Annotated in this window: 10 protein-coding genes; 6 read left to right on the top strand and 4 right to left on the bottom strand. The window is 64.6% G+C overall.

Going from position 1 to position 11942, the window contains the following annotated elements:
* Positions 1-237: 237 nt before the first annotated feature.
* Complete coding sequence (locus N2605_RS14895; RefSeq protein ID WP_036022760.1) at positions 238-2547, bottom strand: NADP-dependent malic enzyme; 2310 nt, start codon at positions 2545-2547, stop codon at positions 238-240.
* Between the two features lie 239 nt (positions 2548-2786).
* On the opposite strand from N2605_RS14895, the gene N2605_RS14890 reads away from it, so the two are divergent.
* Complete coding sequence (locus tag N2605_RS14890) at positions 2787-4751, top strand: hypothetical protein (RefSeq protein ID WP_225125659.1); 1965 nt, start codon at positions 2787-2789, stop codon at positions 4749-4751.
* Positions 4752-4795: 44 nt separating this feature from the next.
* Here the strand turns inward: N2605_RS14890 and N2605_RS14885 are convergent, their stop codons facing one another.
* The gene (locus N2605_RS14885) at positions 4796-4951 is read right to left on the bottom strand and encodes a hypothetical protein (protein WP_158284410.1); all 156 of its coding nucleotides are present in this window, start codon (positions 4949-4951) and stop codon (positions 4796-4798) included.
* A gap of 169 nt (positions 4952-5120) precedes the next feature.
* Positions 5121-6893, bottom strand: coding sequence for an aspartate--tRNA ligase (gene aspS / locus N2605_RS14880; RefSeq protein ID WP_260347159.1), 1773 nt, complete (start codon positions 6891-6893; stop codon positions 5121-5123).
* Positions 6894-7090: 197 nt separating this feature from the next.
* On the opposite strand from aspS, the gene N2605_RS14875 reads away from it, so the two are divergent.
* The 4 genes from N2605_RS14875 to N2605_RS14860 are packed head-to-tail and all read left to right on the top strand — an operon-like array spanning position 7091 to position 9827.
* On the top strand, positions 7091-8563 hold the full coding sequence (locus tag N2605_RS14875; protein WP_260347158.1) for a protein adenylyltransferase SelO: 1473 nt from the start codon (positions 7091-7093) through the stop codon (positions 8561-8563).
* A gap of 12 nt (positions 8564-8575) precedes the next feature.
* Positions 8576-9148, top strand: coding sequence for an SEL1-like repeat protein (locus tag N2605_RS14870; protein ID WP_225114143.1), 573 nt, complete (start codon positions 8576-8578; stop codon positions 9146-9148).
* Complete coding sequence (locus N2605_RS14865; RefSeq protein ID WP_225114144.1) at positions 9145-9579, top strand: hypothetical protein; 435 nt, start codon at positions 9145-9147, stop codon at positions 9577-9579. Before N2605_RS14870 ends, N2605_RS14865 begins: the two co-directional genes overlap by 4 nt.
* Positions 9576-9827 (top strand): hypothetical protein, encoded by a 252-nt coding sequence (locus N2605_RS14860; RefSeq protein WP_260347157.1) that lies wholly within the window; start codon positions 9576-9578, stop codon positions 9825-9827. The genes N2605_RS14865 and N2605_RS14860 overlap by 4 nt, the downstream gene beginning before the upstream one ends.
* Before the next feature lie 4 nt (positions 9828-9831).
* On the opposite strand, the gene N2605_RS14855 is transcribed toward N2605_RS14860, so the two are convergent.
* A complete protein-coding gene (locus tag N2605_RS14855) occupies positions 9832-10839 on the bottom strand; it encodes a M23 family metallopeptidase (RefSeq protein ID WP_260347156.1) in 1008 nt (335 codons plus the stop codon).
* Positions 10840-11090: 251 nt separating this feature from the next.
* Between N2605_RS14855 and N2605_RS14850 the strand changes: the two genes are divergently transcribed.
* Positions 11091-11942 (top strand): phosphodiesterase, encoded by an 852-nt coding sequence (locus tag N2605_RS14850; RefSeq protein ID WP_260347155.1) that lies wholly within the window; start codon positions 11091-11093, stop codon positions 11940-11942.

Here is an 11942-nt window from a genome sequence, read left to right as displayed (position 1 = left end):
CTTCCCTTCTCCCCCTTGTGGGAGAAGGTGGCTCGCCGCGAAGCGGCGAGACGGATGAGGGGTATCTATCGGCACGAGCAACTCGCGAGATCCCGACTCGCGGAAACAACCCCTCATCCGGCGCCACGGCCGAAGCTTCGCTTCGGCGTCGCTAAGAACGGCGGCCGAAGGCCGCCTATGCCACCTTCTCCCACAAGGGGAGAAGGATTGCACCTCCAGCGGCGCGACAGCGGTGCCTTACGTAAACAACGTCGGCTGCTGCCGCGAGGCGCGTTCCTGCGCTTCCACCACGGCGACTGCGGTCATGTTGAGGATGCCGCGTGCCGTCACCGAGGGGGTGAGGATATGCGCGGGGCGCGCGGGGCCGACCAGGATCGGGCCGACGGGCAGCGCGTCCGCCAGCGACTTGATCATCTGATAGGCGACGTTGGCAGTATCCAGGGTCGGCATGATCAGGATGTTGGCCTCGCCCTCCAGCTTGGAATGCGGCAGCACCATCCTTCGCGCAGCTGCGGAGAGCGCGGTGTCGCCCTGCATTTCGCCGTCGGCCTCGATCTCCGGATGCTTGTCCTTCAGAAGCTGGGTCGCCAGCCGCATCTTGCGCGAGGAATCGGTGTCGTAGCTGCCGAAATCCGAATGCGAGACGAAGGCGATCTTCGGCTTGATGTTGAAGCGCTGGACGTGGACCGCGGCGAGCGATGCGATCTCGGCAAGCTCCTCCGCGCTCGGATTGGGGCGAACTTGCGTGTCGGCGATGAAGAAGGCGCCTTTGCTGGTGATCAATAGCGCCAGCGCCGCATAGTCGCTGATTCCAGGCGAGAAGCCGACGATCTCGCGGACATGGCGCAGATGGCTCATGTAGCGGCCCTCGACGCCGCAGAGCATGGCGTCTGCTTCCCCGCGCGTCACCGCGAGCGCGGCGATCACCGTATTGTTGGTGCGCACCACGGTGCGGGCTGCATCCGGCGTCACGCCGCGGCGACCGGCGACCTCGACATAGGACTGCACGTAGGAGCGGTAGCGCGGATCGTCCTCGGGATTGACGAGGTCGAAATCCTTGCCGGCCCGGATCGAGAGGCCGAAGCGCTTGATGCGCGCCTCCACGACCGACGGACGGCCGACCAGGATCGGCCGAGCCAGCTTTTCCTCCAGCACGACTTGCGTGGCGCGCAGCACGCGCTCGTCCTCGCCTTCGGCATAGATCACGCGCACCGGCTGGGTCTTGGCCTTGGCGAACATCGGCTTCATGACGAGGCCGGAGCGGAAGGCGAAGCGCTCGAGCAGCGCGGTGTATTCGTCGAAATTGGTGATGGGGCGCGTTGCGACGCCCGATTCCATCGCCGCCTTCGCCACGGCCGGCGCGATGCGCAAGATCAACCTGGGATCAAAGGGGCTCGGGATCAGCGAGCCCGGACCGAAGCCCTGCGTCTCGCCGGTGTCGAAACCCTGCGCGACGGCATCCGACGGCGCCTCGCGCGCGAGCTGCGCGATGGCCTCGACGGCGGCCTGCTTCATCTCCTCGTTGATCGCGGTGGCGCCGACATCGAGCGCCCCTCGGAAGATGAAGGGAAAGCAGAGGACGTTGTTGACCTGGTTCGGGTAGTCGGAACGGCCGGTGCAGATCATGGCGTCGGGGCGCGCCTTGCGCGCCTCTTCCGGCATGATTTCCGGCACCGGATTGGCGAGCGCCATGATCAGGGGCTTGTCGCCCATCGCCTTGGCCATCTCCGGCTTGAGCACGCCGGGTGCCGAGAGTCCGATGAAGATGTCGGCGCCGCCGATCACGTCGGCGAGCGTGCGCTTGTCGGTCTTCTGCGCATAGACCGCCTTCCAGCGGTCCATCGAGGTGTTGCGGCCCTCGTGCACGAGGCCGTCGATGTCGCAGACCCAGATGTTCTTGCGCTGCGCGCCCATCGAGACCAGGAGATTGAGTGTCGCGATCGCCGCGGCCCCTGCCCCCGACGCGACGATCTTGACCTCGGACAGCTTCTTGCCGTTCAGCCTGAGGCCATTGGTGATGGCGGCGGCGACGATGATCGCAGTGCCGTGCTGGTCGTCGTGGAAGACCGGAATCTTCATGCGCTCCTTCAAGCGCGCTTCGATCTCGAAGCATTCCGGTCCGCGGATGTCCTCCAGATTGATGCCGCCGAAGGTCGGCTCCAGCGCGGCCACGGTCTCGACCACACGGTCGATGGTGTCGGCGGCGATCTCGATGTCGAACACGTCGATGCCGGCGAATTTCTTGAACAGGACCGCCTTGCCTTCCATCACCGGCTTGGAGGCCAGCGGACCGATATTGCCGAGGCCGAGCACCGCGGTGCCGTTGGAGACCACGGCAACCAGATTGGCGCGCGTGGTGAGCGTGGCCGCCTCGGCCGGGTTCTTGGCGATCTCGGTGCAGGCCGCGGCGACGCCTGGCGAATAGGCCAGCGCAAGGTCGCGCTGGTTGGCAAGCGGCTTGCTTGCCTGGATCTCGAGCTTTCCAGGGCGCGGCAGACGGTGGTAGGCGAGCGCCGCCTGGTGGAGATCATCAGAATAGGACGACATGCGGTGTCTCGCCTCGCGTTACCGGCCTCAAAAATGCGATTCGACGGCCCAAGCGGACCGTATTTCCGGGTCATGGAAACGGGATGAAGCACGGCCGAAGGCCCGGTGGCAACATCCGATTGCATCCCCGTCAACAGGGCGCGCCGTCAAATATTTGAAACCATAGCTTTCTCTGGACCGCGCGGCGTTTCGCGAATATGGCAGGTTGCGCGATCCAAAATCGGCAATCGGAGCTGGGAATGAAGCGAATCCTGATCGGCCTCGTCGTGGCAGCGGTGCTCGCCGCGGGCGGATGGTTCGGCTTCAATCTGTATGTGCAGAACCGGGCGACCGCCGAGGTCGAGGCGGTGTTCGCGCAGATCCGCTCGGGTGGGGGCAAGGCGAGCCATGGCAAGATCGGGTTCGAGCTCGCGACCCGGACGCTGACGGTGGAGGACATCAAAGTCGAGCCTGCCCAGGCGCAGCTCGCCACCTTGAAGGTCGCCAAGATCACGGCCGTCGGTGTGCGCCAGCCGGACGAGGCTCGTTTCTCGGCCGACAGCATCGAGGCGTCGGGCGTCGAGGTCGGCTTTACATCCACCGAGCGGATCACCGTGAAGGCGAACTACAAGCTCCCGCAGATCACCGCGCGCAATTTTTCCGGCCCGACCCGCGCAGAGGGCACGCCGGTGACCGGCTCGATTATCGACATGTACCGCTTCATCCTCGCGCAATACGCGAACATCTCGGCGTCGGAGATCGCGGTGCCGACCCTCGAGGTCAACGTCGATGCGGGCGGCAATGCCGGCGGCGGTGATTATGTCTATTCGGGCGTGTCCATCCAGAACGTCAACCGGGGCAAGATCGAAACGGCGAAGATGGACCGCGTCGCCCTTACGGTCGACCTGACCCAGCCGGGCAGGCCCGCGAAGATGACCGGCGAATTGTCCGGCCTGGCCATCTACGAATTCGACCCAACCGCCGTGAGGGCTGCGCTCGATCCGCAAGGATCGAACGACGACAATTTTCACAGGATCTATCGGCGCATCTCGGTCAACTCCTATGTCGTGACGGCGGCTCCCGGCATGCGCATGCAGGTGGACGGGTTCACCTTCGACGACATTGCCATCCGGCCCTCGAAATTCCGGCCGGCCGAGATCATCGCGCTGGTGCCGGCCGACGGCTCGATCCCAACGCCGGCACAGTCGCGTGACATGATCGAGAAGGTGGCCGACCTCTTCGACGGCTTCCAGATCGGCAAGGCCGAAATTGGCCGGCAAACGGCCGAGACGCCGCAAGGGACGGGACGGCTCGACGCGGTCAAATACGATCAGGACAGAATAACGCTGGAGGGCCTCGACATCCCGATGCCGCAGGGCCAGTTCAAGATGGACCGCTTCGCGTTGAAGTCCTTCAGCGTGGCAAATCTGATGCGCTGGGCGGCGAGTCTCCAAACGCCGGGACGGCCGCCCTCGCCCGATCAGATGGTCGGCCTATTCCGCGTGCTCCAAGGTGCCGAGATCAAGGGCGTGGTCTCGCCGTACAAGACGACGCGGCAGCTCTTCACCATCGATACGATCAGCCTGAACTGGGGGGAGTTCGTCGGGCCGATCCCGAGCAAGGTCAATCTGGTCGTGAAGATGGTCGCGCCGACCGATCCCGCCAATCCGGCGCTGCAGCCGCTGATCGTGGCAGGCGTGGACAAGCTGGCGATCGATCTGGATCTCGGCGCGGCCTGGACGGAATCGTCGGGCGCGTTCGCGCTCGCCCCCGCTACGCTCGATCTCGGCAACCTCGCCAGGCTGCAGACCCGCGTCGCGCTCGTCAATGTGCCGCGCGGCCTGTTCACGACCGACCCGGCGCAGGCGATGGGTCAGGCAGCGCTGGTCGAAACCGGCGCGCTTGAGGCCTCGCTGCGTGACGGCGGCGTGGTCGATCTCGTCGTGGCGCAGTTCGCACGCATGCAGAATGTCAGCCGCGATGCTGCCCGCAGCGCCATCGTCGCGATGATCAGGGCGCAAGGCGAGAAGATCGCAGGGACCAATAGCGATGCCAGGGGCGCGGTCGACGCGCTCGCCGGATTCGTGGAAGCGCCGGGGCAGACGCTGACCATCAAACTGACGCCCCGCGCCAAGGTGCCGTTGATGCAATTGATGCAGCTCTCGCAAACCGACCCGCAGAGCGCGCTGGCGCAGTTCAGGATCGAGGCCTCGACGGGGCTGTAGTTCGATCTCCCGGATGCGGCTCGGGAGGGCTTCAACTCGTGTCGTCAGTGAAGTCCCGTCGGTCCGGGGCGACCGGGCATGCAGTCTTTCATCGTTCCCCCCTTCAGGAGGCGGCAGTCCCAGTAAAAGTCGAGCATCATGCCGGCGATAAGCAGCGCAATCACTGCCAAGACTAGGGCGGCGACGCGACTGTTGCTCATTGAGCTCTCCGTCCACGACGCGACCTTAGATCGATCTCACGATTAACGTCAACTTGAACACGACGAAGACAAAAAGAGCAAGTTCACCGGAATTCTTGGGCCCCAGCTCAGCAGCGCATCACTCGCGTGCCGCGCTGCGTCCGGGGCACCAGACTAGAAACCGTCAAATTCACTTCTGCGGCAGGTTGACCCGCACATGCAGCTCGCGGAGCTGTTTCGTGGTGGCTTCCGACGGGGCGCCCATCAGGAGGTCCATGGCCTGCTGGTTCATCGGGAACAGCGAGATCTCCCGTAGATTCGTGGTGCCACAGAGCAGCATCACGATGCGGTCGACGCCGGCGGCCATACCGCCATGCGGCGGCGCGCCGTACTGGAAGGCGCGGTACATGCCGCCGAAGCGGTCGACCACTTCCTGCTCGCCGTAACCTGCGATCTCGAACGCCTTCACCATGGCTTCCGGCACGTGGTTGCGGATGCCGCCCGAGGCGATCTCGTAGCCGTTACAGGTGATGTCGTACTGGAACGCCTTGATGGTCAGCGGATCCTGCGACTTCAGCGCATCGAGGCCGCCCTGCGGCATCGAGAACGGGTTGTGCGAGAAGTCGACCTTCTTGTCGTCCTCGTTATACTCGTACATCGGGAAGTCGACAATCCAGGCGAGCTCGAACCGCTCCTTGTCGGTGAGGTTCAATTCCTCGCCGACCTTGGTGCGGGCAAGACCTGAGAACTTCCAGAACTTGTCGGGATCGCCAGCGACGAAGAAGGCGGCATCGCCTTCCTTGACGCCGAGCTGTGCGCGGATCGCGGCGGTGCGCTCGGGCCCGATGTTGTTGGCGAGGGGACCGGCGCCCTCGCCGCCCTCGCGCCACATGATGTAGCCGAGGCCGGGCTGGCCCTCGCCTTGCGCCCACGAGTTCATGCGGTCACAGAAGGCGCGGCTGCCGCCGCCCGGTGCCGGGATCGCCCAGACCTGGTTCTTGGGATCTTCGAGCATGCGCGCGAACACCTTGAAGCCGGAGCCGCGGAAATGCTCGGAGACGTCCTGCATCTCGATGGGATTGCGCAGGTCCGGCTTGTCGCTGCCGTACTTGCGCAACGCCTCGGCGAACGGAATCCGGCGCCAGCCCTTGGTCACCGGCTTCCCCTTGGCAAACTCTTCAAAGACGCCCGTGATCACAGGCTCCATCGCCGCGAAGACGTCTTCCTGCGTCACAAAGCTCATCTCGACGTCGAGCTGGTAGAACTCACCGGGCAGACGGTCGGCGCGCGGGTCCTCGTCGCGGAAGCAGGGCGCGATCTGGAAGTAGCGGTCGAAGCCCGACATCATCAGCAGCTGCTTGTACTGCTGCGGCGCCTGCGGCAGCGCGTAGAACTTGCCGGGATGGATGCGCGACGGGACGAGGAAGTCGCGCGCTCCTTCCGGCGAGGACGCGGTCAGGATCGGCGTGTTGAACTCGAAGAAGCCCTGCCCCTCCATGCGCCGGCGCATCGACTTGATGATCTCGACGCGCGTCATGATGTTCTGGTGCAGCTTCTCGCGACGCAGATCCAGGAAGCGATACTTGAGGCGGATGTCTTCGGGATATTCCTGGTCGCCGAACACCGGCAGCGGCAGGTCGCCGGCCGGGCCCAGCACTTCGATCTCGCTGATGTAGACCTCGACCTTGCCGGTCGGCAGATCGTCATTGTCGGTGCCCTCGGGGCGGCGGCGGACCTTGCCGTCCATCTTGACCACGAATTCCGAGCGCAGCTTTTCGGCCAGCGAGAACGCCGGCGAGTCCGGGTCGACCACGCACTGGGTCAGGCCGTAATGGTCGCGCAGGTCGATGAACAGCACGCCGCCATGGTCGCGGACGCGATGGACCCAGCCGGAGAGGCGGATGGTCTCGCCGATATTGCTCTCGCGGAGCGCGCCGCATGTATGTGACCGGTAGCGATGCATGGTCGTCCCAAAATCAATGTCTGAAGGAAGCGAATCGAACGGCCCGTGATGGCCGGTCCGAAGTTGCGGCAGGGTTTACCCCGGCAGGACGGGGGCGGCAACCAAGGGAACGGCCGGATTTGGACCTCAGATGCCCATTTTTGGCTTATCCGGGGACGAACCTTTGCCGATTGACGTTCCAGCCCTATCTTGAGGTCATGACGGTGCATTTCCCCTTCCAGAACTCCTATTCGGCGCTGCCGGACAACTTCTTCGCTCGCGTCGCGCCGACCCCCGTCGCCGCCCCCCGGCTGATCAAGCTGAACCGGCCGCTGGCGGTCCAGCTCGGGCTTGATCCTGATGTGCTGGAGACCCCTGATGGCGCCGAGATCCTGGCCGGCAAGACGGTTCCCGCCGGAGCTGATCCCATCGCCATGGCCTATGCCGGGCACCAGTTCGGGCATTTCGTGCCGCAGCTCGGCGACGGCCGTGCCATCCTGCTCGGCGAGGTCATCGACAAAGACGGCGTCCGCCGCGACATCCAGCTCAAGGGAAGCGGCCCCACCCCATTTTCCCGCCGCGGCGACGGCCGCGCAGCGCTCGGCCCGGTCTTGCGCGAATACATCGTCAGCGAGGCCATGTTTGCGCTGGGCATCCCGACCACGCGCTCGCTCGCCGCGGTCGTCACCGGCGAGCACGTCATCCGCGAGACCGCGTTGCCCGGCGCGGTGCTGACCCGCGTCGCCTCCAGCCACATCCGCGTCGGCACCTTCCAGTTCTTCGCCGTCCGCCGCGACACCGAGGCGATCCGCCGGCTCGCCGATCACGTCATCGCGCGCCATTATCCGGACCTGCTCCACGCCGAGCGGCCGTATCACGCGCTGCTCGCCGCTGTGGTCGCGCGCCAGGCCGAGCTGATCGCGCGCTGGCTGCTGGTCGGCTTCATTCACGGCGTGATGAACACCGACAACAGCTCGATCTCGGGCGAGACCATCGATTACGGCCCCTGCGCGTTCATGGATTCCTACAATCCTGCCCAGGTGTTCTCCTCGATCGACGAGATGGGCCGCTACGCCTATGCCAACCAGCCGCGCATCGGCTTGTGGAATTTGACGCGGCTTGCCGAATGCCTGCTGCCGCTATTTTCGGACGACCAGGAGAAGGCCGTCGCCGAAGCCCAGGACATTCTCGGCGCGTTCTCCGACCAGTTCAGCGCGGCCTATCAGGCCGGCTTGCGCCGGAAGGTCGGCCTGTTCACGGAGCGCGACGGCGACGATGCGCTGATCCAGGACCTGCTCGACGCCATGGCCAAGAACCAGTCCGACTTCACCCTCACCTTCCGCAAGCTCGGCGAGGCCACTGGCGATGAGGCTGCGGACGTGCGCGGCCAGTTCATGGAGCCCGCAGCGTTCGACGAATGGGCCGGCCGCTGGCGCGCACGCATCGCGCTGGAGCCGCAAACCGCCGCCGAGCGCCAGGCCGCCATGCACGCGGTCAACCCGCTCTTCATCCCGCGCAACCACCGCGTCGAGGCCGTGATCCAGGCCGCGGTGAACGACGACGATTACGCGCCGTTCGAGGAGCTGGTGCAGGTGCTGGCGAGGCCGTTCGACGACCAGCCGGAGTATGCGGCCTACGCCGATCCGCCGCTGCCGGATCAGCGCGTGTTGCAGACGTTCTGCGGGACGTGAGGCAAGCGGAATATGCATCCCGAATGGCGCCTCGAAGTGGCGGAACTACTTGTTGCCCGACGCTATTCGGAAGCGCTCACGCTGGTTCGCCAAGCGATCGAGGAAGGCAACATGTCCGCACGCGTGATTCTCGCGAAGATGGGCGAGAATGCAGGCCTCGTGCGTGATGAGGTCGATCGTCTGATCGATGAGGTCGAAACTACCATGGCCCCCGCAGACGTCGAAACGCATCTCGAATTGAGTAGCGCGTATGACCGAAGGCTCGGCAACCTCCCCTATCTCGAGAAGGACAGGCGGTGCTTCGATCACCTGCTGAAAGCGGTCGAACTCGGAGCCGGACCGGTTTACACGACCGCGCTGGCCATCAAATACGGGATGGGCACGCTGTCCGTTGAGGCCAATCAGGACGAGGCCGTCCGCTGGCTCAAACATGCAATCCAGCAAGGTAGCGTTGAAGCCGCCGATCAATTGCAGAGGCTCTATCGACACATCGAGCAAACGCGGCGCAAACGCGAGATCTCCGGCAGCAATGCGTCCGCCCACTCGGTCACTCTGGTCCAGCGAACTGAGAGCGATCGGTCGTGATCACGCAACTCCCGGACGACTTTCGGTTCTCCGGACCCGAAATGCCGCTCTGCTCCCTCGCAATTCGGATCGCAGACCTCGCAAAACGCTTCGGCTTCACGTTGATCCATTATCAGGACGACGGCCTCGGCTGGGCCGCCTCGATGTTCGTGAGGCTGGAATCCGGGCGGCCCCTCTTTCTGACCGAGCACGCGCATGCAGTCGAGCACCTCGGCGCAAAGGGCCCTGTGGTCGAGGTTGATGCGCAAGATATCGCGGAGATCGATGTCAAACCATTTGTCGGCGAAGTGTTGGAGGCTTTCCAGCTGTCACTCCAGGATGCCGACTGGATCACGCCGGTCGACAGGGCCTATGCGCGCGATTGGATCCGCTGGTGGGCCGACCATGTTGCGAAGCGAGATCGAGCGGGCAACGGAGAGTCGCCGACATGAATGATCCACTCACTGCCGACGAGATCGAGGCGATCAAAGCGCGATGCGAACAGGCTACCGCCGGTCCGTGGAAATCGTTCATCGAGACGCGCGAGAATATCAGCGGATCTGACTTCATCCAGACCGAAGGCGAGGATATTTACCTCACCGGCGCAACGGAAGCCGATCAGGACTTCATCGCTCACGCGCGGCAGGACATTCCAAGACTGATCGCCGAAATCGAGAGTTTGCGCACGATCGATCGTTAACCCCCTACTTCGTCGCCTTCCTGACGCCGCCGAACGATGCCACGTCGAACTTCTGGGGATCGACGGTCTCGTAGCGTGACCACTCCATGTCCGGCATCTTGCCGTAGCGTTCGCTCCAGGCCTTGTCCGTCGTCGTGTTGCCGGGAGCGACGGGGCGAAGCTCGAAATGCAGCACCTTGCTCGGGCCGATCTCGCCGATCGTGTCCTTCGCTTTGACGGTCGCTCCCACCCTAAGTGTCTCGCCTTTCGGACCGACCACGCGGCCGAGCTGGACGTAGCGCGTGTAGACGATGCCGCCATTGGGATAGGTGTGCTTGAGCACGACGTATCGGCCGCAGCCGCCGATCCCGGGAAAATCGGCCGGCGCCTGCTCGCCGGTCTCGATCTTGACGATAACGCCGTCCGCCATCGCTGCCACCGGAGCGCCCGGCTTGTCGGCGGTGAAATCGACACCGGGATGCTCGTCGTGGGTCCAGCATCCGCAGGATGTCATCGTCGTGTCCGCCGGCTTGTCGGCACGTGGAAAGCTGCGCGGGGGCAGGAATTCGTTAACCAGCAGTCCCGGCCCGTCTGGCGAGGTGAAGGCATGGATCGCATAAAGCGAGAGCTTGCCGCCGACCGGCACCTCGTTCAGGAGAAACCCGTAAACCACGTCCTGCATGAAGACCTTGAGCTCGCGCCCCTTGGCGGAGCGCACCGTGATGCAGTTGGTCGCCTGCAGGCTGTCGGCATCCTGCTTGGGCATGCCGCTCATGATCAGAGACCGCTTGAGCGCTCCGTTGGCACACGGCTCGCCGTGAGAGGCCAGCGTGACATCGAGCTTCAGGGGCGACATTGGGTAGACGTCCATGCCGGTGGCGGGCCGCCGGCGCGCCAGGAATTCGTCGAGATCGGTCTCCTTGTAGCGGGCGAAGTTGAACTCGGCCGCGGTCGCACGCGGACCGGTGCTCAACACGGCAAGCAGGACGGAGAGAGCAAGCAATCCCAGCTTGCGGAAGACTCGCGGCGGCATTGGGGAAACTCGTGATGCAATGAGGCTTGGACCAGCAAACCATGACCGCATCTTCACGGCAAGGTAGCTTCTCCACTGCAGCGCAATCGTGAGGCGCCGTCCGCGTCGCATCTGCCCCCGGAGGCGTGTCCACATCTTCAGCAGGCCGCGGGAACCGCTGTCATCAAACTGAAACACACGCGCTCTAACGGGCTGACAGCGCCGTCTTGCCGGAGGCGCAGATCCTCCCACCGTCCCGATTTAGGCGCGCCATGCCCTTCAAATTCATCCACCTCACCGACACGCATCTCGCGAATCCCGGCTCGATGCTCTACGGCCTCGATCCGCGCGCCCGGCTGGATGCGGCGATCGCCGACATCAACAAGCATCAGTCCGACGCTGCGTTTGCGGTCGTGACCGGCGACCTCACCCATTGGGGCGAGCCTGAGTCCTACGCCAACTTCGCCGAGGCGATGACGGCGTTGAAGATTCCCTACATCGCGATGGTCGGCAATCACGACAAGCGCGTCACCTGCCTGGACGCGCTGAAGGCGGCGCCGCGCGATGCCAACGGCTTCGTGCAGGGCACGCGCACCACCGAGCACGGCCTGTTCGTCTTCCTCGACACGCTGGACGAGACCAGCCATGCCGGCGAGATGTGCGCAAAGCGCCTCGGCTGGCTGGCGAGCACGCTCGCCGCCGCATCCGCCGACCAGGAATTCGTCGTGTTCATGCACCATCCGCCTTTCCCGGTCGGCGTCCACACCATGGACGAGATCGCGCTGAAGCAGAGCGCCGAATTCGCGGAAGTCATCGCGCCCTATCGCGCGCGGATCCGCCACCTTTTCTTCGGCCATGTGCACCGGCCGATCTTCGGCAGCTACGGCAAGATCCCGTTCTCGACGCTGCGCGGCACCAACCACCAGGTCTGGTTCGAGCTCGACGTTGCGGCCAGCGAGCATCTCGCCAGCCACGAGCCGCCGGCCTATGGCGTCGTGCTGATCGACGACGAGAACCTCGTCGTGCACAGCCACGATTTCCTCGACCAGAGTCTGCGCTTCCCCTTCGAGCCGCCGGCGGGAGTGGACGGCCGCGACTACGCGCTCAATTTCCGGGCGCGATGA

Origin of the sequence: Bradyrhizobium yuanmingense (assembly GCF_025200905.1) — a bacterium.
GTDB classification, from domain to species: domain Bacteria; phylum Pseudomonadota; class Alphaproteobacteria; order Rhizobiales; family Xanthobacteraceae; genus Bradyrhizobium; species Bradyrhizobium yuanmingense.
The sequence above is the reverse complement of the archived record's forward strand: the minus strand, read 5'-3'. Positions and strand labels throughout refer to the sequence as shown.